The organism is Streptomyces sp. NPDC087422, assembly GCF_044744145.1.
Lineage (GTDB): Bacteria > Actinomycetota > Actinomycetes > Streptomycetales > Streptomycetaceae > Actinacidiphila.
Genome location: NZ_JBIUXT010000003.1, coordinates 809,104 through 832,220, shown reverse-complemented (window position 1 = coordinate 832,220; position 23,117 = coordinate 809,104). Strand labels below are relative to the sequence as shown.

At 71.5% G+C, this 23,117-nt stretch carries 14 protein-coding genes; 10 read left to right on the top strand and 4 right to left on the bottom strand.

The genetic code is table 11. From position 1 onward, the window contains the following. Positions 1–3: 3 nt before the first annotated feature. From ACIO6U_RS13265 to ACIO6U_RS13235, 7 genes are all read left to right on the top strand, one after another. On the top strand, positions 4–351 hold the full coding sequence (locus ACIO6U_RS13265) for a hypothetical protein (RefSeq protein WP_355336448.1): 348 nt from the start codon (positions 4–6) through the stop codon (positions 349–351). A 592-nt stretch (positions 352–943) separates the two neighbouring features. Continuing rightward, positions 944–2,614, top strand: a complete 1,671-nt coding sequence (locus ACIO6U_RS13260) for a choice-of-anchor P family protein (RefSeq protein ID WP_401718364.1) — start codon at positions 944–946, stop codon at positions 2,612–2,614. A 197-nt stretch (positions 2,615–2,811) separates the two neighbouring features. Further along, the gene (locus ACIO6U_RS13255) at positions 2,812–3,456 is read left to right on the top strand and encodes a dihydrofolate reductase family protein (protein WP_355336450.1); all 645 of its coding nucleotides are present in this window, start codon (positions 2,812–2,814) and stop codon (positions 3,454–3,456) included. 123 nt (positions 3,457–3,579) lie between these two features. Further along, positions 3,580–3,951, top strand: coding sequence for a sortase-dependent protein (locus ACIO6U_RS13250; RefSeq protein ID WP_355336451.1), 372 nt, complete (start codon positions 3,580–3,582; stop codon positions 3,949–3,951). Positions 3,952–4,112: 161 nt separating this feature from the next. Continuing rightward, positions 4,113–4,724, top strand: a complete 612-nt coding sequence (locus tag ACIO6U_RS13245) for a class F sortase (RefSeq protein WP_401718557.1) — start codon at positions 4,113–4,115, stop codon at positions 4,722–4,724. Between the two features lie 245 nt (positions 4,725–4,969). Next, positions 4,970–5,461 carry a sigma-70 family RNA polymerase sigma factor gene (locus ACIO6U_RS13240; protein ID WP_391042400.1) on the top strand — a complete coding sequence of 164 codons (492 nt, stop codon included), beginning with the start codon at positions 4,970–4,972 and terminating at the stop codon, positions 5,459–5,461. Then, positions 5,445–5,936 (top strand): hypothetical protein, encoded by a 492-nt coding sequence (locus ACIO6U_RS13235; RefSeq protein WP_401718360.1) that lies wholly within the window; start codon positions 5,445–5,447, stop codon positions 5,934–5,936. The genes ACIO6U_RS13240 and ACIO6U_RS13235 overlap by 17 nt, the downstream gene beginning before the upstream one ends. A gap of 98 nt (positions 5,937–6,034) precedes the next feature. Here ACIO6U_RS13235 and ACIO6U_RS13230 read toward each other — a convergent pair whose 3' ends face one another. Then, complete coding sequence (locus ACIO6U_RS13230; RefSeq protein ID WP_401718357.1) at positions 6,035–12,952, bottom strand: glycoside hydrolase domain-containing protein; 6,918 nt, start codon at positions 12,950–12,952, stop codon at positions 6,035–6,037. Between the two features lie 464 nt (positions 12,953–13,416). Between ACIO6U_RS13230 and ACIO6U_RS13225 the strand changes: the two genes are divergently transcribed. Next, entirely contained in the window at positions 13,417–14,307 is an 891-nt protein-coding gene (locus ACIO6U_RS13225; RefSeq protein ID WP_401718354.1) for a D-alanyl-D-alanine carboxypeptidase family protein, read from the top strand. 138 nt (positions 14,308–14,445) lie between these two features. Here ACIO6U_RS13225 and ACIO6U_RS13220 read toward each other — a convergent pair whose 3' ends face one another. Continuing rightward, entirely contained in the window at positions 14,446–16,719 is a 2,274-nt protein-coding gene (locus ACIO6U_RS13220) for a YncE family protein (protein ID WP_401718351.1), read from the bottom strand. 369 nt (positions 16,720–17,088) lie between these two features. Beyond that, a complete protein-coding gene (locus ACIO6U_RS13215) occupies positions 17,089–17,682 on the bottom strand; it encodes a snapalysin family zinc-dependent metalloprotease (RefSeq protein WP_355336457.1) in 594 nt (197 codons plus the stop codon). 414 nt (positions 17,683–18,096) lie between these two features. Here ACIO6U_RS13215 and ACIO6U_RS13210 point away from each other — a divergent pair, with 414 nt between their 5' ends. Together ACIO6U_RS13210 and ACIO6U_RS13205 are read left to right on the top strand one after the other, a co-directional pair. Then, entirely contained in the window at positions 18,097–19,536 is a 1,440-nt protein-coding gene (locus ACIO6U_RS13210) for a DUF4041 domain-containing protein (RefSeq protein WP_401718348.1), read from the top strand. 68 nt (positions 19,537–19,604) lie between these two features. Next, on the top strand, positions 19,605–20,207 hold the full coding sequence (locus ACIO6U_RS13205; RefSeq protein WP_401718345.1) for a nitroreductase family protein: 603 nt from the start codon (positions 19,605–19,607) through the stop codon (positions 20,205–20,207). Between the two features lie 87 nt (positions 20,208–20,294). Here the strand turns inward: ACIO6U_RS13205 and ACIO6U_RS13200 are convergent, their stop codons facing one another. Continuing rightward, positions 20,295–22,997 (bottom strand): PA14 domain-containing protein, encoded by a 2,703-nt coding sequence (locus ACIO6U_RS13200; RefSeq protein ID WP_401718342.1) that lies wholly within the window; start codon positions 22,995–22,997, stop codon positions 20,295–20,297. Between the last annotated feature and the right edge of the window lie 120 nt (positions 22,998–23,117).

Genomic DNA, 23,117 nt, shown 5'->3' with positions numbered 1-23,117 from the left:
GCGGTGCGGGAATTCGATGCGGAGCAGGTCCAGCAGCTACTGGCCGGCCCGAGATTCGTCGATGAACCCGGTGAGCGCGCCTGCCCGGCATGCGGAGCCGTCGCGGTGCGGACGTACGTCTACCGGAGGGTGGGACCCCACCGCACCGTACGCATCACCTACATGTGGTGCGCGTCCTGTCGGCGCCACAAGGGATGGACGGGCCCCGACGCCGGGCCGAGCTTCGATGACCCGCTCCTCCAACTCCCCGAAGCGGCGCGCGACATCCTCCTGAAGGACTTGGAATCGCTCTTCGCCAAGCTCGACGCGCTCTGGGATGCCGGAGACCTGCCCCAGCACTTCGGCGACTGACCGCTCGCGGAACACGGGGCCGGGCGTTGGAGAGGCCGATCCACGGGGGCGACCGGCGTCGGCCGGTGCCGGGCGGCGGCCCGGTCCCGCCGCGCTGGTCCGCGCTGACCGAGCGTGTCGCACGGTCAGCCGGCTGGTATCCGGGACGCGCGGTGCCGGTCGGGCGGATTGGCGGAGGTGCTGCGCCCGCCTGTGCCGTCCGGCGGACCGCGTGATCGCCGGGAAACGGCTCGGCAAACCTCCTGAATCGGTCGGCCGGGCACAGACCGGGGGCTTGCGGCAGTACGCACCGGCTTGTGCGGCGTACGGGACCTCGTGTGCATCAAGCGGGGCGGCGCGCGCCGATGTGCGCAGGGGCGGGGGGCGGGGAGGGTGACCGCAGACGCGCAACGCGTCGGCACGGCGGGCCTGTTGACGAGCGATCGGACGGCGCACCGGCGTGCCCGTACGAAGGAGATTGTCGATGAGAGGCTTCGGCCTGGCAGATACCGGTATCGACGGAAGACGGCGCGGCGAAGGGAACGGCGGGGCCAGTGGCCGGGCGGACCGGCGGTGGCGCAGGCGGGTGGCCACGGCGCTGTTAGGGGTGACTGTGCTGGCCACGGGATCGCTGGTCGGGGGCGGCCCGGCGCAGGCGAACACGCCCGGTCAGCCCGGTACGCCGAGCGCGCCGACGAGCGTGTTCACGGAGGACTTCGAGAACGGTCAGGGCCCGGCGGTGACGACGCTGCCGGACTACACGGGCGCGGCGCCGCTGGCGGAGACGTACACCGCCGATCCGGCGTGGCTGACCTCCTGCAACGGTCTGCTCGTCTCGCAGCAGGGCCCCGCGAGTCCCCCGCCGGGCGTCAACTGCGGCGGCTTCTGGAACGCGAACAAGCAGATGGCCGTCGCGCTGGGCACGTGGGCGGGCGGCAACGCGTCCACCAACCACTCGCTCACCGCCTACACCTCGGGCGATCCGGGCGCCGGGCGCACCGAGTTGGAGACCGTACGGCCGATCCCGCTGAGCGCGAACCACCGGTTCCTGACCTTCTCGGTGGACGCGGCGGCCCAGAACTGCTTCGCCAGCCACCCCCTGCTCGCCTTCTACCTGCTCGACGGCGGCACCGCGCGCGCCGCGTTCACCTCCCCCATCGACCCGTGCCAGAACCCCGGTTCGGTGATCGGCGGCACCTCGGTGGGTACGTACGCCAGCAACGGCTCGGTGCTGTTCAGCGGCGACTCGGCCGGTATCCGGCTGGTCAACGAGCAGGCCAGCGGCAACGGCAACGACGGCGCGATCGACAACGTCCGTCTGCTGGACGCCACTCCGCAGCTCGACCAGGGCTTCGCACCGGCGCACCTGCCCGTGGGCGCGCCCACCACCCTGACCTTCACCGTCACCAACACCAGTGAGCTGGCCGCCAAGAACGGCTGGTCCTTCGGCGCCCAACTCCCGGACGGGCTGCGGCTGGACGGCAGCAGCGCGACCACCGACTGCGGTACGGGAACGGCCACCGCGAACGCGGCGGACGGCACGGTGACCGTGAGCGGTGACCTCGCCGCCGGTCAGCAGTCCTGCACCGCCACCGTCAAGCTCACCTCCAACGACGGTGGCACGTACCAGATCTGCGGCTCGTCGATCACCGCCCCGGTCGGCGTCGACCTGCCGGGCTGCGCCTCGGTGACCTTCACCGCGCCCGTCTTCGACGCCCGCGCGCACGGCGTACGGCTCACCTCGCCGCTGCTCGACATCGGGCCGCTGGCACCGTCCGCCCACTCCTGCACGCCGCTGCCCGGCAGCGACAGCCACTCCGTGGTGAGCGCCGGGCTCGGCACCGTCGGCAACCTCGGTGTCCTGACCACCGACGCCTCGGGGACCGTCGACAGCGACGGGACCCGTACGGCCGCGGCCCACGCCCAGACCACCGGCGTCAATCTCCTCGGCGGCCTGATCACCGCCGACCTCGTCGGCACCTCGGCCCGGGCACGGCAGTCCCTCACCGACACCGGGCCAGGACCGGTCTCCTCGACCGGCTCGACCGTCCTGACCAACCTCCGCGTCGCCGGTGTCACCGTCGCCGCCAACGCCGCGCCCAACACCACCATCGCCCTGCCGCTCGTCGGCTCCCTCGTCATCAATCAGCAGACGACCGTCGCCGGAGGCAAGGGCATCACCGTCACCGCCCTCTCCCTGACCCTCCTCACCGGCGTCCACGTCACGATCGCCCAGAGCACCGCCGCCCTCCTCACCTCCACCGACCCCTGCCCCGCCACCTGACCCGACCCAACCCGACCCGACCCACCCGCCCTGCCCGGGGCCGCGCGGACACCCCCGGGCAGGGCGGCTCCGCGCCGAGAGAAGGCCCCCGGACCGGACCCGGTCAGCCGACAGCGGCCCGACGCCGGGCGATGAGTTCGGGGGGTGGTGGGGGTCTACCTCTTGGACGGGGAAAAGACACCGATCGGGAGTACGTCATGGGTCTCATTCACATCGAGCTGTTCACGACGCTGGACCTGGTGGGGCAGGCGCCCGGGGGGCCGGAGGAGGATCCGGAGGGGTTCTCGTACGGGGGGTGGCAGGTGCCGATGCTGGACGAGGTGGCCGGGGCGCAGGTGGACGCGGCGTACGAGGGGACGGACGCGCTGCTGCTCGGACGGCGGACGTACGACATCTTCGCCGGGTACTGGCCGCATCAGAAGGACGGGGACAACGGGGGGTTCGCCACGCTCTTCAACAGCGTGCCGAAGTACGTGGCCTCGCGGGGTACGCCCGATCTGTCGTGGGCGGGGTCGACGCACCTGGGGCCGGACCTGGTGGCGGCGGTGCGCGAGGTGCGGGAGCGGCACGAGCACATCAAGGTGGTCGGGAGCCTGAACCTGGTGCAGACGCTGCTGCGCGAGAAGCTGTTCGACCGGCTGGACCTCTGGGTGCACCCGATCATGCTGGGCGTCGGGAAGAAGGTGTTCGACGGCGGCGCGGTCCCCACGAACGTCACCCTGCTCGCACCGCCCGTGGCCAGCCCGAAGGGCACCGTGCACCTGCGGTACGCGCGCGCCGACGGCGTCCCCGGCACCGGCGACATGAGCGCGGTCGACCGCGACGCCGGGCAGGGCGCCTGAAGCACCGTTCGGCGGCTTTGCCAGCTCTTTACAATCCGTTCCGCCCGCGTCTCGTCTTTTCAGTCGATCCGCACCTCAGCCCGCGCGTGACCGCGCGGGCGGGCCGACGAAAGAGAGCGATTCATGCGCCGAACTGTTCTGAGCGCCGTGGCACTCGCGTGCACTGCCGTGCTGGCGAGCGGTGTGCCCGCGTTCGCCGACGGGGCGTCCCCGACCCCCACCCCGACCAGCGTGAAGACGCAGTCGGCCGCGCCGTCGACCGGGCCTTCGGACGCCACCTCGTCCGCGCGGCCCTCCGCGTCCCCCGCGCCGACCAAGGCGACGTCGGGCCAGGTCCCCGCGGTGCCGAAGGGAGCGCCGAACACCGGTGAGGCGCCGGTGGCCTCGCACGGCGGAAACGACGGCGGCCTGATCGGCGGAGGCGCGGCCGCGGTGCTCGCGCTCGGCGGCGGGGCGGTCCTCCTCGTACGCCGCCGGCGGGCGACCGGGGCGTGACCTCCGGCCGCGCGGGCGACCGGAGCGCGGGCGACCGCGGCGCGGGATTCCGAGACACGGGCTTCCGAGACGTGAGCGACCGGAGCGCGGGCGACCGGAGCGCGCACGACCGCACCGCGGGCTTCCGACTCACCGGCCCCCGGCGCGCCTTCGTCACCGCGGTGACGGCCGCCCTCCTGCTCACCGGCTGCGGCGGCCATCACGCCGCGGGCCACGCAGCGGGCGACGCCTCGGGTGACACCTCGCGCCGTACCGCCGTGACCGAACGTCCCACCGGCGCACCGCCCTCTTCGCGGCCCGCCGCGAAGTCGGCACGCGCGCTGGCGCGTTCGGTCCCGGTGCGGCTGGAGGTCCCGGCCATCGGGGTCAACACCCCGGTCATGAAACTGGGGTTGGCTCCGGACGGCACCGTGGAGGTCCCGCCGATCACGGCGCACGACCGCGCGGGCTGGTACCGGGGCTCACCGACACCGGGTCAGACCGGCCCCTCGGTGATCCTCGCCCACGTCACGGTCGGCGCGTACGGGGACGGGGTCTTCCGTCACCTCGCGCGGCTGCGCCCGGGCGACCGGATCGTGGCACGCCTGAAGAACGGCGAGGCGGCGCGGTTCGCCGTCACCGACGTCCGTACGGTCGCCAAGTCGGACTTCCCGACGGACGCGGTCTACGGCGACGTGAACCGTCCCGAGCTGCGGCTCATCACGTGCGGCGGCCCGCGCGAAGGCACCGGCTACCGCGACAACGTCATCGTCTTCGCCTCGCTGATCCCGTAGCGGGCGCGTCACGACGAACCATGGCCAAGGCGGTCTCCTGACGCCTTCCCCGAGTCCCGGGCCGCCGCCGATCCCCGTACGTCGGCGGCCCGGGACCCTCCCCGGAGCGACCGCACAAGGCCGCGAGGAACCGTAAGAAACCATAAGGAACCGTAAGAAACCAAACGACCGCGAGAGTCGGCGACGACCCGCACGACCCGCAAGAAGTCCGCGACAGCACCACCCTGCCCCCGACATGGAGAGCGTTGAAACGGTCCCGCGAGAAGGCAGCGTCCGAGCTGTTCGCCGCCTTCTATCCGCGCCTCGCCGGCTGGTGCCGCCGCCTGGTCGACGACGACGAGACGGCCCACGAGATCGCCTCGGAGGCGTTCACCCGGCTCTGGGCGCGCTGGACGGCGGTGGCCGAGCCGCGCGGCTTCCTGTACGTCACCGCGACCAATCTCGTACGGGATCATTGGCGCAAGCTGGAGCGCGAGCGCAGGGCCGTACGCCGGGCCACCGTGGAAGCCGCGGTACGGCCGCCGGCCGAGCAGACCGACCCGTCGCTGCGCATGCTGGTGCAGTCGCTGCCGGAACGCCTGCGCGTGCCGATCCTGCTGCACTACTACGCCGACCTCCCGATCCGGGAGATAGCCCTGCTCACCGGCCGCAAGGAGGGGACGGTCATGTCCGACCTCCACACCGCCAGGGAACTGCTGCGCGCCCACTTGAGGAGAAGCCTTGATCACACAGTCTGACGACGGTCAGGACTTTGACCCCGAGGACCCGCTGACGGTCATCCTGCGGCCCGCCCCCGACCATCTCGGGCTGCCGCCCGGCCGGTACGAGAAGATCCGCCGGGGCGCGGCCCGCCGCCGCCTGCTCCGGATCGCCGTCGGGGTCGGCCTGTCCGGTGCCGTCGCCGTCCTCGTCGCGCTGCCGCTGCGCATGGCGGGACCGCAGTCGCCCGGCGCGCCCGCGATCCCGCTCGGCACGCCGCCCGCGAGCGGCCCCGCGGCCAGGCCCGCCGCCACCACCCCGACGCCGCGCCCCGCGCCGACCGACGCCCCCGCCACGGCGAAGACCCGGCCCACGGCCCAGGCCCCGTCCCCGAGCGCCGCCACGCGGACCGGACCGCCCTCCAAATCCGCCTCCGCCTCGCCCACTCCGACCCCCACCACGGCCCGCCCGACGGACCGTTCCTCGGACGGTCCCGCCACCTCGAACCGGTAGGCCGCGCAGGGGTGTTGCGCCCGCAAGCCCCGCAACACACCGCGGGGCCCGGCCAGGATGCGGTCGGGCCCCGCGGGGCTACGCGGATCGGGGCGCGGTCAGTGCCCGTTGCCCCGCGCGGACCGGTGGAAGGCGACGGTGTAGGTACGGGTCACCGAGCCGTTGGGTGAGGTCAGGGTGACGGTGCGGGTGGTGGAGCGCGGCGCGGTCGAGGAGACGACCGCGCTTCCGTCAGTGACCTTGACCCGGGTGCCGGGCTGGGCCGGGACGGCGGTGACGGCCGGGACCTTGCCGTTGGCGGGGAGGTCGACGACATACGTGGAGACCTCGGGGTCGAAGCCGTCGACGGCGACTCCCCCGACCTTGAGGGCACTCGCGTCGGCGACGCTCGCCTTCGTGGCGTCAGCGTGGTTGGTGACGGTGACCGAGCCGTCGTGGTTGACCACGACGCGCGCGGCCATCGCGGCGGCCAGATTGATCCGCTCCCAGCTCGGTGCGCCGTCCGCCGTGAGGTCGAGCGGGTAGCCCGAGTCGGTGGCGGTCTGCTGGAGGATCTGGGTGCGCTGCCCGGCGGTGAGGTCGGGGAACGCGGTGATCAGCAGGGCCGCCGCGTCGGCCGGCGCCGTGAGGGGCTGACCGGCCTTGCCCGTACGGGAGAAGCCGTAGCTCAGGCGCTGCGTGTAGAGATCGATGTCCTGCGCCGTGGTGAGGCCGCCGTAGGAATCACCCGCGCAGGCGGCGAGCGTGTCGCCGTATCCCCGCTGCTCGCACTGCGCGAGCAGCACGTTCTCGATCTCGGTGTGGGCCTGCGTCAGCAGGTGCGCGAAGTCGGGGTCGGCCCACCGGTGGGCCACGGTGGCCTGTCCGGTGATGCGCCCGCCCATGACGTCGAGCGGGTAGTGGAAGCCGAGGATGACCCGGTTGTCGCCGTACTCCGAGGTGCGGGCGAGGATCGACGGCGCCAACTCCGGCAGGAGCGTGGCCAGTACGGTCCCGGCCTCGTATCCGCCGTACGTGTGACCGCTCGGGTACGAGCCGCTGGTCGCGAGGCCGCTGTACGAGCCGTCCTGCGACTCGTAGACGTCCCCGCCGTCGCCGACGAAGCCGAGCCGGACGTACGGGCGCAGGTAGCCGTAGTGGTCCTTGGCCGCGTCGTGGGTGTCGAGACCCTGGGTGACCCGGCCGAACAGGGCGTTGGTCTTGGGCAGTTGGCCGCCGCTCAGTGCGTCGCTGTAGATCGCGCCGAGCCGGGACCCGAGGCCGTCCGCCAGGGTGACGGTGGCGCTGTGCGTCGCGTCGACCTCGGCCCTGTCGACCTCCTTCTGGGTGGCCGCGTTGTTGACGCGCACCGCGATCTCGTCGTTCTCCGCGGTGAGCGACGCGCCCTTAGCGACCTTGGAGTTGGCGCCGAGGACGCTGGAGGGGAGGTGGTCGAAACCGCTGAGGAGATTGGTGAAGTAGTCGGAACCGTCGCCGGTCGCGGGCCACTTGTCCGACGCGTAGCTCGCCTTCAGCGTCTCGTCGGGGAACGGGGACGGGGTGTACGCCGGGGCCGCCGCGTCCTGGGCGGCGGCCGGGTCGTCCGAGGTCCCGGCCAGCGTCACCGCGGTGACGGTCGCCGAGTGGGCCTTGGCCTTGGCCGCCGAATTGCCCTCGGACTTGCCCGCCGTCGTGCCCTCGGACTTGCCCGCCGAATTGCCCTCCGTGTTGCCCTCGGACTTGCCCGAGACCGTGAGCAGCGCCGTGCCGGTCGTGGCGGGAAGGTGCGCGGTGGAACCGTCGTCGAGGGTCACGGTGTAGCCGATGACCGGGAATCCGCCGTCTCCGGCCGCCCGCCAGGTCACCCGGACGTGGCTGCCGTCCGTGGTCACCCCCGTCACGTGCGGCTTCTGCGGCTTGCCGCCACCGGTCACCACGGGCGCGGTCGCGGCGCTCTGCCGCGAGGCGCCGACGGCGTTCAGCGCCTGGACGCGCGCGGTGTACGAGCGGCCCGCGGGCAGTGAGGTGAACACCGTGCCGCGGCTGTTCGGGTCGCGGATCTCGACCTGGTGGCCGTCGCCGAGGCTGATCCGGTAGCCGGTGACGGGCGAGCCGCCGGTGTCCTGCGGCGCGGCCCAGGCGACGGTCACACTCACGCCGGACGAGGTCGCCGACACCGCGCCGGGCGCGGCCGGAACGGTCATGGGCTTCGTCCTGAGCGCGGACATCGCACGGTCGAGGGCCTGGTAGCGCGCGGTGAGCGTCGTGTCCGTCGCCTTGTCGTCCGCGACGGCCGCCTTGGCCGCGGCGAACGCGGTGGTGAACGCCTTCCACGACGCGTCCGTGTAGCGCGCGTTGTCGAGGGCCGACGCCGTGCCGACCAGGTTCTCAAGTCGCAGCCGGGGCAGCGGAATCAGCTGGTCGGCGGCGAGGGTGAGGCTGCGGGTCTGCGTGTCGACTTCGAGCTGGGCCGCGTCGGCGGCGGCCAACAGAGCTTGCGCGGAGGCGAGTTCACGCCGGAACACGCCGAAGTCGATCGTGTCGTAGCGCGCCGCGTCACCGGACAGTCCCGCGTACCGGTCGATCGCCTCGCGCAGCGCGGTCTTGTCCGTCGCGGCGGGCGTGTCGACGTGGCCAAAGGTGATCCGGCCCAGATTCGCGACGTACGGGTGCGAGGAGTCCGGCGTCGTCAGCAGCCGCAGGTGGACGGTGTGGGTGCCGGTGACCGGCGTGGGCAGCGTCAGGCTCGTCGTGCCTCCCGACGACCACGCGCTTCCGGTGACCGGCAGCGGGACGGTCGCGTACGGCGTCCCCGGATCGGCCACGTCGAAGGAGTCCAGGTAGAGCTGGACGGCGGAACCGGTGCCGCAGCGCGCGGAGTTGTTGACGTAGGTGAAGGTGACGGTGTTCTTCGGGGCGGACCCGAAGTCGACGGCGCCGTAGCCGGCCCAGGCGCCGTTGTACGTACCGCCGAGGTCGGTGGTGGAGCCGGAGCCGGTCCAGCCGACCGGCTCGCTCTTGAGGCCGCCGCCGCTGTTGGAGTCGAACGCGGTGGCGTCGAAGCCCACCGGGGCGTCGGCGGTGCGCGTCAGGGTCAGCGAGTAGACGTTGGCCACGTACGGCTGCGAGGACGACTGGGTGCTGGAGACGAAGTCGGCGTACACGTCCTGGACGCCGGTGAAGACCGCCGGGTCGAGCTGGACGGTCGCGGTGGCGAGGGTTCCCCAGCCGGAGCCGGTGTAGTCGAGCGGGATGTCGACGGCCTTCTCGCCGTCCTTCGAGCCGAGGTGCAGTTCGAGGTGCGAGTCGGACGCGGCGCGCGACTGCGGCTTGTCGTAGCTGACGGTGACGGTGTCGGCGCCGTCCTTGAGGTCGGTGGCCTTCCACTGGGCCCACGCGCCGTTCGTGGTGTTCTCGAAGATGCCGTTGCCGAGACTGAGCGGCAGCGAACCGCCGCCGGTCGTGGTGCTGTTGGCCGCCGTCAGCGTGGCGAGCGTGGTCGAGGGAGACGAGGAGACCGCCTCGGGCGAGAACTGGTACCAGTCGAAGTTCGACACCCACTGCTGGCCGGACGGCGCGTGGAAGACGAACGTCGCACCGGACGCGGCCAGCAGCGCGTCCGGGTCGGTGACGGCCGCCCGCACGGTGGTGTAGGTCTGCCAACTGCCCGTGCCGGGCAGGGAGACGGTGGCGACGACGGGACCGTCCGCGGCGCCCGCGTGCACGTCCACGCTGCTCGGCTTCGCGCTCGTGGCCTGCGAGTTGGCGTAGCGGACCGCGACGCTGCGCGGGGCGACCCCGCCGAAGTCCAGCTTGTTGTACCGCTCCCAGGCGCCCTCGGTGACCCCGCCGAGGTCGCCGTCGGAGTAGTACGCCTCCTTCACGAGGCTGGGGCCCTCCATCTGGTCGGGGGCCTCGGCCTGGAGTACGGCGTAGCCGCCCTCGTCGATGGTGAGCGCGTCGGCGGCCGAACGCAGCGCGTCCTGCGCCGCCATGAGCGTGCCCGTCCTGGCGGCGGTGTCCGCGAGGACGGTCCGCGCGCGCTCCAGCGCCGAACGGAACAGCGTCCAGGAGCCGTCGGAGTAGTTGCCGCCGCGCACCAGGGACGCCTGGTCGACGAGCGCGCCGAGCGAGGCGCGGTACACCGCGGCGGCGGAGACGGTCAGCGGGTCGGTCGCCGAGATGCCCGTGCCGCTCACCGTGGAGGCGCGCACGCCGTGCGCGAAGGCCGCGTCGCGGAAGGTGATGCCGTAGCGCGCGTCGACCTTCGCGGTGCCGGTGAGCGACAGCGTCGCCGTACGCGAGCCGGTCACGCGGAGGTCGGCCGTCACGCCGCCGGGCAGGCCGGTCACGCTCGCCGCGCCGGACTTGGTGAGGCTGGTACCGCTGCGGGCGGCGAAGGACGCCGGTCCCGACAGGGTGAGCTTCACGCTGCCGTGGACGGAGCCGTCTGCGGCGGTGGCGACGGTGTCCGGGCGGGCGGACATGACGGTGCCGGTGCTGCCCGCTCCGGTGCCGCCGTGGCCGGTGTCGGTGTCCAGCGAATACGCGGGCTTGGTGTCGACGCCCCACCGGGAGGGCTTGGCGCCCATGGTGAAGTCGAGGGTCCCGCCGGCGATGATCTGCGAGTAGTCCAGCCAAGTGTCGCCGAAACGCTTGCCGTTGAGGGTCGCGCTCTGCACGTAGTAGTTCATCGGCGAGACGCCGCCGGCCTTCACCGTGAAGCGCGAGCCGTTGGCGTACGTGATCGTCGTGGAGTCGAAGAACGGGCTGCCGATCTGGAACTGGCTGGAGCCCGCGGTCACCGGGAACAGGCCGAGGGCCGCCGCGACGAACATGGTCGACATGGTGCCCGCGTCGTTGTCCATGGTCGGCAGGAAGCCGTTCGGGGCGAGCTTGTAGACCTGCGTCTTGACCGGCGGGGTGAACTCGCCGCCGCCGCTGGGGGCTTCGTTGGTGGAGCCCGTGGCGATGTACCGGTTCCAGGTCGAGCCGGTGTAGATGGCGCGCACCCACTTCTGCGTCAGGCTGGGCTCGCCGACGTAGTTGAAGAGGTACGGGGCCTGGAGGTCGATCTCGTTCGCGTTGGAGTGCAGCATGGTCGAGCCGTTGTCGAGGGCGGAGTCCTCGCCGAACATGTGGTCGACGGCCGCCTTTCCGGCCTTGGCGCCGCCCATGGCTTTGATGAGGCCGCCCATGTCGTAGGCGTCGTACCAGTGGTACTGCCAGAGCGTGCCCTGGTAGAGACCGGCCGCCTCGAACTTCTCGTAGTCGGCGCTCTGCCAGTCGCCGCCGGACGCGCGCGGGGTCAGCAGACCGACCTTGGTGCCGTCACCGGCCGTCCAGGCACCGGACTTCACCAGGTTGTCGATCGCCATCGTCGACTGCGTGCGCAGCTTGGCGGCGTCCGCGTCCTTGCCGAGCGCGCCCGCGATGACGGACAACGCCCACTGGTCGTAACCGCGTTGGACCGTCGTACCGGGATCACCGGTGACGTATCCCTGGCGCAACTGCGCGCCCGTGTAGAACCCGGAGTACGACAGCAGCGCCGGATACGCCTCCTCCAGCCGGTCGAAGTTCTTGTACCCCTTCGACAGCGCGTCGGCGATCACCACCGCCGAGCGCTCCCACCGCACGGTCGGCACCGAGTGGGTGAGGCTGCCGAGGCTCTTGCCCGAGGCATGCGCGTCGGCGAAGAGCACGATGAGCGACTGCACCAGGTCCCGGTACGTGGCCGGGTCGATGTACGCCTCGACCGAGTACTTCCTGAAGTCGTCCCAGGTGGACCAGCCGTCGTAGTACGTGAAGCCGTTCGCGGTGTGCACCGCGCCGTCCGCGCCGCGGTAGGTCCCGCTGGTGCTGGTGGCGTTCACCGGCAGCCCGTACATCCGGTACAGGTGCGTGTAGAACTCCTTGGTGAGCGTCGACCCAGGGTCGGACGTCGCGGAGGCGCTGACGGCGACCGCGCCGAGCGTGCTGTTCCACTCCGCCTTCGTCCGCGCGCGCGCCTGGTCGAAGGTGAGGCCGCCGACCTCGTTGCGCTGGTCGGTCACGGCCTGTTCCGCGCTGATCGGCGAGAGCGTGACGCGCAGTTCGACGTCGCGCCCGTTCGCCGTGTCGAATCCGAGGACCGCTCCGGCGTCGGAGCCGTCCCGCGTGGTCGCGTCGCCCAGCGTGCCGTCGTTGCCCCAGCTCTTCAGCGAGGTCACCGGGACATTGGTCGTGGCGGCGTAATAGAGCTGGTACGAGGCGCCGTTGAACGAACCCGCGATGAGGCCGGTGATCGAGGTCGTCCCGTTCGGGAGCGTCGTCGCCTTCATCGTCGTGCGGGTGCGGCTGGTGAAGTTGTTCGCGAGGTCGAGGACGAGTTGGGGCTCGGCGCCGTCCGGGAAGCTGTAGCGCTCCAGGGCCGTACGCGTCGTCGCCGTCATCTCGGCCTTGACGGTCCCGGCGTCCCGCGTCACCGCCGAGGCGGTCCCGGAGACCGACCCGAGCCCCACCTGGTAGTAACCGGGCGTCGCCGTCTCGTCGTTGTGGCTGTACGGGTGCGCGTACGTGCTGGGCGCCGGGCGCTTGTCGTAGCGCACGGACGTCGGGACGACCAGCAGGTCACCGCCGCCGCCCGAGCCGCCGACGCCGTCGAGATTCGTCGCGGTGAACCCGGCGATGCGGCTCTCGTTGTAGTCGTACCCGGTGTGGTTGCGGCCCGGTGTGGTCAGCGGGTTGACCTTGGCGAGGCTGTGCGGCGCCTCGGCGCCCGGCAGGTCGTTGCCGTCGTCACCCGCGGTGGAGACGAAGGGGTCGACGAGCTTGGTGTAGTCGGTGCCGCTCGACGCGCCGGACGTGCCGGACGTGTGCGACGTGTTGGACGCTTCGGCCGAGGGTGCCGCCGTGGCCGTACCGGCGCCCGCCAGCGCGGCGAAGGCGAGCGACCCGGTGAGCAGCGCCGCGACCGTGGCGCGCAGGCGGCCGTGGTGCCCGCGGGCGGCTCCCGGTGGCGTCACGCGCGGCGTCGGGGCGTGGGATCTGATGGGCATGTGGCCTCTCCGGAGTCGCGGAACGCACGCACGACCCCGGGACGACAACGTTGTCAACCCAACACTGGAGCGTGCAGAGTGAGATGGCGGTGGACACGCCGGAGTATTCCCGCAAGCGCCCACGGACGTCCACCATCAGACACGGGAAAGGCGTACGGGGGACAAACGGAATCCGCACAGAAGGTGCGCTCCGGGCGCACGGGCCGGGGCGTGGCCTCGCCTCATGCGGCCGGTGGCCCGTCGGCCGGAGCGGACCGGCCCCATGACCGGCCGATACCAAGGGGTGTGGGACGGGAGTTGGAGGGGAGCCGTGAGGGGAGTCGGACCGGGCGCCACATCTCCGGTGGATAACGACTCGGTGAGAACCGGCCGGGCACCACATCCATCCGGCCGGGTGGCGCGTCTCACCTTCGAGCCGCACACTCTCGTGTGACCGCGCCGCAGGGGCATTTGGAGCAATCAACGTGATAACCGGCAGCAAGGCCATTCGTCGTACGTCCGTGGTGGCCGTCACCGCGGGCGCCGTACTGACCGTCGGAGCGCTCGGCTCCACGGCCCAGGCGGCGACGCCCGCGCCGCCATCGATCGTGGCCAAGGGCGGCTACGTGATGAACAACTCGACGGGCACGACCTACTACACCAAGACCGCCGACACCAAGCGGTCCACCGGCTCCACCACGAAGATCATGACCTTCGAGGTGGTGCTGCGGCAGAAGAAGCTCAACCTGAACGCCAAGGTCACCGTCCAGAAGGCGTACAGCGACTACATCGTCAGCAAGAACGCCTCCTCGGCGCGCCTGATCGTCGGCGACAAGGTCACCGTGCGGCAGCTCCTGTACGGGATGATGCTGCCGTCCGGCTGCGACGCGGCGTACGCGCTGGCCGACAAGTACGGCGTGGGCTCCACGCGCGCCGCGCGGGTCAAGCAGTTCGTCGGCCAGATGAACTCCACCGCCAAGGCGCTGGGCCTGAAGAACACCCACTTCGACTCCTTCGACGGAATCGGCAACGGGAACAACTACTCGACGCCGCGCGACCTGACGAAGCTCGCGAGCACCGCCATGAAGAGCGCCGACTTCCGCTCGGTGGTGAAGACCCGCTCCATCAAGACCAAGGCCACCACCAAGAGCAACGGCTACCGCTACTACACCTGGACCAACACCAATACGCTGCTGGGCAGTTACAGCGGCGCGATCGGCCTCAAGACGGGCTCGGGCCCGCAGGCCGGCTACTGCCTCGTCTTCGCCGCCACCCGCGGCAACCGCACCGTGATCGGGACCGTCCTGTCGTCCAGCTCGGTGAACCAGCGGGCGACAGACGCCAAGAAGCTGATGGACTACGCCTTCAAGCGCTGACGCGCCAGTTCGGCGAGAGCCCTTGACGAAAGGGCCCGCTGATCAAGAGGCCCCCTGACGAAGGGGCGCTGACGAAAAGGCCCCGCTCGCCGTCTCCGGTGAGCGGGGCCTTCGGCCGTACGGCGCGGGCGGGCGCCGTCAGTTGGTGTAGTACAGGTACTTCCACCCCGTGGATGTCGTGGTGTTCAGGCGGTCGCCCGAGGAGCCCTTGACGTACACCGCGCGGACGCGGGCCCGGATGCCGGACTCGCCCGGTCCCGCGAGCCCCACCCGCGAGGTGCCGGTGATCGCCAGCCGGAAGTACTCGCTGCCCGAGGAGTACCAGCGGCCCTTGTAGTAGACCTGGAGGTCCAGGCGCTGCGAGCGGCCGTTGGCGTACGTCATGTGCGTGGTGAACAGCGCGGACTTCTTCTTGTGGAACCAGTAGTACGAGGTCGAACCGACCTTGCCCTTGCGGTAGTTGCCGGACACGGCCAGCGAGACACTGACCTGCGTGCCGACCGAGCGGGTCACCGACTTCGGCGCGGAGACGGCGTCACCGGCGAACGAGGCCCAGAAGGTGGTGTTGCGGCTGAGCCGGTAGGTCACCTTCAGGTCGCCCGCCGCGTTGACCTTCGCGGACTTGACCAACTTCTTCTGCCCGCCCGCCGGTTGGGCCCAGATCGAGAGCACGCGGCTCTTTCCTGTCTTGCCCAGGTGCCCGGTGACGGTGGCGGTGGACCCGTAGGCGTACGTGGCGCGGTTGGTCTTCACGCTCGCCGCGGTGGCCAGGCGCGAGACCTGGACGACGCGCTTGCCGGAGCCCGCGGTGTGCGTGGCGTCGCCCGCGTACGTGGCGGTGTACGTGACGCCGCCGCCGGTGGTCGGGGTGTCGGTGAAGCTGAACGTGCCGTTGGCCGCGACCGACTTGGCGCCGAGGGACGTGCCCTTGGGGGAGGTGAGGTCGGTACGCGTCACCGTGACCTTGGCGCCCGCGGGGAACGCCGTGGTGGCGGTCAGCTTGCCGCTGACCGTGATCTTCGTGGCGCGCTTGGCGGTCGACGGGGCGCTGACCGTGACGGCGGTGACCGACTTGGTGGGGTCGGTCAGCACGCGCAGGGTCGGGTGCTGGCCGTAGACGTCGGCCGTGACCGCGAACAGGCGGCTGCTGTCGGGCGCCCACGCGAGGCCGCCCGCCACCAGGGCGGAGGCGGTGCCGGGGTTTCCGACGACGCCGAAGTCGTAGGTGCGGACCCGGTGGTCGGAGCGCGGGCGGAAGATGTAGACGTCCGGCTCGTAGGCGCCGTCGATGCCCGCCGCGATCGTCCCGTCGGGGGCGACCGCCACCGCGTTCGGGTACGCGTCGGTGGTGTAGCGGCCGTCGTCGGCCAAGTCGGACGTCCGGTACGCCTGTTGGAAGTACGGGGCACCGCTGGCGACCAGCACCTGCTTGCCGTCCGCGGACAGCGCGATGTCCTGCATGTTCCCCGCGTTGTTGGCGTTCCACCGGTACGCCTGGGGCTCGGCGTGCCCCGACGACACGTTGTAGACCTGGAGCTCCATCGGGCTCTGGACGGGCGTCCCGGCCGCCACCACGTCCGGGTTACCGGGCGAGGAGGCGAGCATCGGGGCGGTGCTCCAGGTGTGGGGGCCGCCCTGGCCGAGGGTGACGACGGCGCCGTTGGTGGTCCGGGTGGGGGTGTCGGCGGCGAAGGGGGCGGGGGGTGCCGGGGTGGTGGCGTCCGGGGTCGGGGAGGTGGTGACCGGCGGGTCCGAGGGTGAGTCCGTTGGCGTGTCGGTCGGCGTGTCCGACGGTGTGTCCGACGGGCTGGGGCTCGGGGCCGTGGTGTCCGTCGGGGTGGGGGTCGGCGTCGACTCGGGGTCCGTCGGGGTCGGAGTCGGGGTGTCCGTCGGAGGAGTCGTGGGCGGGGTCGTCGGCGGCGGAGTCGTCGGCGGGGTCGTCGGGTCGGTCTCCGGGTCGAGGTCCAGGGAGCCGAGGTCGGCGGACCCGTCCGCCGCGTATCCGAACCAGATCGTGTGCCTGGTCATCGCCAGGTGGCGCGGGGCGACACCGAGCGGGTAGCGGGCCGTCTCGCGCAGGGTGGCCGTGTCGATCGCCGAGATCGCGTCGGCCTTCGGGAGCGCCACGTACACCGTCGAGGAGTCCGCGGACAGCACGAGCCCGGCGGCGCCCGGCTCGGAGGTGATCTGAGCGACCGTCTTGCCGTTGTAGTCGGCGACGACGACCTTGTTGTCGGTCGTGCTGATGAAGACGCGCCGGTGCGCGCCGTCGACCACCATGTCGGAGTACGAGGTGATCGGCAGGGTGGCCGCGCTGTCGGCGGCGGCCGGTTCGGCCGCGACCCCGAGCAGGGACGCGGTCGCGAGCAGGACGGACAGAGCCGTCCCGCCCGCCACATGACGGGTGAGCAAAGTGGGTTCCCCCCAGGAACACGTGCGGGGCCGGACGTCCTCCGGCACGATGCGGGCGCGCCGCCGAGCGCGGGTTCCGATGCGGACCCGGCCTGCTCGCGGCGCTGACCATGAGCACGATAGGGCACGGCTGTGACAGCGGGCCATCGCATTGGGGCGGGCCGCCGATCCGTCACGGCGCCTTGTCCCCGCGGTGGCCGTACCGTGCCCGATTCGGTCCATGGGCTCCTACAACCTTCCGGCCGCGCGTGCCATGGCGCCGGACGTGCCTTCCGGCCGGACGCGCCTCCCGACCCGATACGCCTCCCGGCCGGACATGCCGGACGCGCGGTACGGAGCCCGTGCCCGTACCGCGCGTCCGGTGGCGGGTCAGCGCTGAGCGGTGGACGCCGAGGGGGACCAGATGTCGATCACGATCTGCTGCCGCTCGGGGCGGACCGCCGCCGCGCGGCCCGCGTAGTTGCGGTCGACCTGGGCCGCCTCCGCCGCGTTCGGCTTGGCGTTGAGGCACGCCGTGCCGGGGCCGTGCCCCGACATCAACTCCGAGCACGGGCCGCTGTAGTGGTCGAGCAGCCCGAGGATGTGCCCCGTCTCGTGCGCGGCGATCCGGGTCACGTCGTACCCCTCGTTGACCGCCTCCTGCCCCAACTGCACCTGCCCCCTGCTGCCTCCCGGCACGATCGGCCCCAACGTCGTCTGCGGCCACCCGCTGGTCGCCTTGTACACGAAGTTCGCCGAGCCCGCCGAACTGGCCGCTTGCAGCCGCACGTTGTGCACCGCGCTGTTCCAGTTCTGCACCCCCTGCGTGATCGCCGCCGCCCACTGCCCCGCCTGGCTGGCGTCATAGGTCAAGGTGACGACCGCCGTCGCCGCCTTAGGTTCGGCCTGCGCCGAAGCGACCCCGGACGCGGTGCCCACCATGGCCGGAATCAGCGCCGCCACAGCGACTATTCGCGTGATCATGAGACTCACCCACCTCCTCAGAACCAGTTGCCCCGCAGTCCCCCAGGGCACCACGCCCCCATCCCCCACCACAAGTAGCCGTTTCCCGCCCTTTCTCCGGCATCCCACCCCAAGCCCCGGACGTGCCCGCGTGGCTCCGCCCTCGGCCGCGGTGCGCGCCCGGGCTTCGGGGCGGGCTCATCCCCACCAATTACGACAAGGTCACAATGCCGGGACTTTTCCGGTATCGGGGGGTGGCCGGCCGGGAAGATACCCCTCTCCGCAGCCGTCGCGTGACGGTACGTATCAGCGGTGCGTGACCGTACGTATCAGCGGTGCGTGCCGGTACGTGTCGGCGGTGCCGGTACGTGTCGGCGGTGTGGAGATCGTCAAGGGTGAGCGCCTCGGCGCGCAGCGGGGTCGGAGGGGCTTGTGGTGGATCGATCTGTCAACCAGCCGGAGAACAGGAGACCTTCGTGGGCTCAGGCGGACGCGGACGTCACGCGGAGCGGTGAGGGGCTGCCGCAGCAGCGCGGCGGTCTGTTCGGCCGCCGCCGACGTGACGAGTCCTCCGAGGTCGCGGAGTTACGTGCGTGGATCGCCAGGTCGCAAGGGGCGAACGCGGAGCAGGTGGCCGGGCTCATCCACCAAGTGCGCACCGAAGTCGCGGAGTTGAGGGCGCGGGCCGAGGCGGAGGCCGAGGGCGTTCACCGCGACGCCCGGGACGTGGCGAAGGAGGTCCTGGACGACGCCCGCAGGCAGGCGAAGGAGACCCAGCGTCTCCAGAAGGACGCGGAGAGGTACCGCCGCGAGACGTACGAGGCGCAGGCGCACCTCGCCGCGACGCAGGCCAGGATCGTCACCACCGACGAGACGGCGCTGCTCCAGGAGGTGGGGATCTACTCCTACCGGCACCAGTTGCACGACGCCGTCGCGTATCGCAGCCGTCTCGACTCCTTGCAGGCGGAGATCAAGAACCTCGCGCGGACGAACCGGGCGGTCCTCGCCGCCACCGACTGGACCGTCAACGGCTCCAAGCGCGAGGGCCAGAAGATGGTCCGCGACTTCTCCAAGCTCATGCTGCGCGCCTACAACGCGGAGGCGGACTACGCCGTGCGGACCATGCGTCCGCACCGCCTGAACTCGCTGGTCGACCGGCTCTACAAGAGCCGCGAGACCATCGCGAAGCTCGGCGCGACGATGCACATCCGCATCTCGGACGGCTACCACAACGCCCGCGTTCGGGAGTTGGAGCTCGCCTCGGACTTCCTGCAGAAGAAGGAGGAGGAGAAGGAGGCCCAGCGCGAACTGCGCGCCCGCGAGAAGGAGGAGGCCGCGGCACAGCGGGAGTTCGACCGCGAGCGGGAGAAGCTGCGCAAGGAGCAGGGCCATTACGAGGCCGCGCTCCAGCGGCTGCGGGAGCGCGGCGACCACGCGGCGGTCCGCGAGATGGAGACCAAGCTGGCCGAGATCGAGGCCGCGCTGCGCGACGTGGAGAGCCGGGCCGCCAACATCCGCACGGGCTACGTCTACGTGATCTCCAACATCGGAGCCTTCGGCGACCGCATGGTCAAGATCGGCCTGACCCGGCGGCTTGAACCGCTCGAACGCGTACAGGAACTCAGCGGCGCCTCCGTCCCGTTCCGCTTCGACGTCCACGCGCTGATCTTCAGCAAGGACGCCGTCGGCCTCGAGGCCCAGCTCCACCAGACCTTCGCCTCGCGCAGGGTCAACCAGGTCAACGGCCGCAAGGAGTTCTTCTACGTCACCCCCGCCGAGGTGCGGGACGCCCTCCAACGCTACGCGGGACAGCACCTGGTGGAGTTCACCGAGGAGCCCGAGGCGCTGGAATGGCGGGCCAGCTCCTCGCGGTGACCACGGCCGGGGGCGGACGGGCGCCGCGGGTGCCGCGGGGCCGGGGCCGCGTGGCAGCATCTGGGGGTATGGAATTCTCCGAGGTCGTCCGCCGTCGACGCATGATCCGGCACTACTCCGACAAGCCGTTGGCCCCCGAGGTGACCGAGCGGATTCTGGCGTCGGCGCTGCGGGCGCCTTCGGCCGGTTTCTCGCAGGGGTGGGCGTTCCTCGCGCTGACCGACGCGGCCGACCGCGCGCGGTTCTGGCCCTTCGTGCCCACGCGGGTCGAGAACACGCCGACCATGCAGGACGCGCCCCTGGTCGTGGTGCCCCTCGCTCACAAGGCGACGTACCTCGAACGGTACGCGGAGCCGGACAAGGGCTGGGAGGACCGCGCCGAGGCGCGCTGGCCCGCGCCGTACTGGTACATCGACACGGGGATGGCCTCGCTGCTCATGCTGCTGAGCGCCGTGGACGAGGGCCTGGGCGCCTGCTTCTTCGGCATCATGCCCGAGCATCTCCAGCCGTTCCGGGGCGAGTTCGGCGTCCCCGACGCGTACGCGCCGCTCGGCGGCATCACCATCGGCTACCGCGCCGACGACCTTCCCCCGCAGAGCCCCCGCACCCGCGACCGCCGCCGCGACCCCCGAGAGGTCGTCCACCGCGGCCAGTGGGGCCGCCACGCCTGAGGTCGCGGAAGCGGCCAGCCGCCTGTGGAGCCCTCGCGGGCGACCCGGCGTGCGGGCCGCCCGCGAGGGCTCGGGGAGGGAGGGGGGTCAGCCGGTGGTGCCTGCCGCGGCGCCGGCGGCGATGAGCCTGCGGTTGATGTCGCGGACCGGGCCCGGTTGGACCTTGAGGACTTCGCGGTCGTAGGTGATGAGGCCGTTCAACTCGCCCTCGACGTCGCTGATCTGGGTGTACACCGAGCCGGAGAGGTCGGTGGAGGCGTCGGGGACGAGAAGAGCGGTGTTGGCGACGTACGCCTTGGTGAGCTCCTCGATGGTGGGGACGTCACCGTAGTTCTGGCCGCCGGAGACACCGAGGATGTGGCCGGGGACGGTGAGGGAGTAGCCGCCGTGCTCGCCGTCGACGGCGGCGCGGGTGGCGTCGGGGGCCGGGGAGGCGGGACCGTGGTAGAGGTGGTAGTCGATCAGGTCACCTCGGCCCGAATCACCCTTGGAGGCGCAGCAGTTGACGCCGGAGGCGGGGTCGACCAGGCGGCTCGGGTCCTGTTGCTTGACCGAGTCGGCGAGGGCTCCGGTGGCTTCCTTGGTCTTCTCGCCCCAACCCTCGTTCGTCATGGTCCAGATGACGATGGACGGGCTGCTGATGTGCTGGTCGACGATCTCGTGGACCTGGCTGGTGAAGGCCGCGTCGCTGGCCGGGGTGGAGTCCGGGCCGGTGTTGCGGCTCGGCATGTCCTGCCAGACCATCAGGCCGAGCTTGTCCGCCCAGTAGTACCAGCGGGCGGGTTCGACCTTGATGTGCTTGCGCACCGCGTTGAAGCCGAGCTGCTTGTGCAGTTCGAGGTCGGACTTGAGGGCCGCGTCGGTCGGCGCGGTGTAGATGCCGTCGGGCCAGAACCCCTGGTCGAGGGTGGCCAGGACGAACGTCGGCTTCCCGTTGAGCTCGATCTTGTTCACGCCGCCGACCTTGCCGACCGAGATCGACCGCATGCCGAAGTAGGAGCCGACGGTGTCGATCGAGCGGCCGTTGGTGAGCGTGACCTGGAGGTTGTACAGGTACGGGTGGTCGGGGCTCCACAGCTCCGGGTGCGGTATGCGCAGCCGCAGTTCGGCGCCCGCGCGGCCGACGGCCGCGCCGACGGGCTTGTGGCCCGCGTACGCGACGGCGGCCACCAGCGAGGAGGACGACGTACCGGCCGCGGGACGCACCGTGACGGACAGCGTGCCGTCCTTCACATCCGGCGTCAGGACGAGGGAGTCGATGCTCGCGGCGGCCACCGGCTCCAGCCACACCGTCTGCCAGATTCCGGAGGTCGGGGTGTACCAGATGCCGCTGGGGCTGCGCGACTGCTTGCCGACGGGCGTGCCGTCGTCGGTGGTGTCCTTCACCTTCAGCAGGACGGTCTGCGGCCCGCCGCGGGTGAGCGCGTCGGTGACGTCGGCGGTGAACGCCTCGTATCCGCCCACGTGGTGGGCGACCTGGCGGCCGTTGACGTACACCCACGTCTCGTAGTCGACCGCGCCGAAGTTCAGGTGCAGGCGCTGGCCCGAGCCGATCCGCCAGTTGGCGGGTACGGAGAAGGTGCGCTGGTACAGCGACCAGTCGTGGTGCTCGGCGACGCCGGACAGCGGCGCCTCCATCGGGTACGGCACCAGGATCTTGCCGCTCAGCTTCGATGTGGGCAGCGGCGCGCTCTCCGAGGTGCCCTGGAACTGCCACGTCCCGTTGAGGTTCTGCCACTTGTCCCGCGTCAACTGCGGCCGGGGGTAGTCCGGGAGCACGTGGGACGGGTCGACGTCCTTGGCGTACTTGCTGGCGAAGTACCAGGTGGAGTTGTTGGTCGCCAGACCCGAGAAGAGCGGTACGGGACCGGCGGACGTCGTCAGGCCGCCGAGGCCGTCGTAGCTGATCCGCACATCGGAGTGCAGGGAGACCGGCGTGTCCGACTCCCCCGCCGTGAGCAGGAGTTGGGAGCTGTTCGCCGGGTTCACGGAGACGCCCGGCGTCCACCGGCCCGCGCCCGCGATCACCGCGAGGTGCTTGGTGATGTCGGACGGCACCGCGGTGACCGGGCCCGCCAACTGCACCGTGGCGGTCTTCCCCGAGGGGGCGACCACGGCGTTCACGTCGGACGGCGTGTAGCCGACCGGCAGATGCAGCGCCGCGTCCGGGATCGCCTGGCGGGCGATGCCGGGACCCGACCACTCCGTCTTGATGTACGCGCCGCCGTTGCCCTGGTTGTAGTCGAACGCCAACTGATGGGCGCCGGCGGTCAAGGTGACCGGCTCGGACGTCGTCTGCACGTCCCAGTCGGTCGTCCAGTGGTCGATCACGCTCGACCCGTCGAGCGACATCCGGAAGCCGTTGTCACCCTTGATGTAGAAGGTGTACGTGCCGTCGGCCGGGACGTCGAGCTGGCCCGTCCAGTGCACGGCGACGTTCTCCGTCGAGCCCGCGTAGCCGCGCAGCGTGGGGATCAGGTCGGGCACGTTCAAGGACGGCTCGACCGCGGTGCTGCTGTACTGCGCGAAGTCGAGCGAGGTGGCGTCGGTACTCAGGTAGTAGTCGCCGCGCAGACCTTGAGCGGTGTCGGCCGGAGCGGCGGACGCCACGGCGGTGGACGAGGCCGGTGCGGCGGCCGGGGCCGCGCCCGCCGCGGCCGGGGTCAGCAGCGCCGCGCCCAGTATCAGCGGCACCAGTGCGGTCAGCCGGGCCGTCCGGGACAGCCGGGACGACCCCGTGCTGCCCGCCGCTCGGCGGCTGTTCGTTGTGCGGGATATGCCTGATCTCACTGCGGATACACCTCTCCGTAAGAGAACTCGGCGTCCAGGAAGCGGGTGAGGACGTGCGGCTCCACGACAGCGCCTTGGGGGCCCTGCCGACTTTCCAACGTTAGAAACCTGGACCGGGAG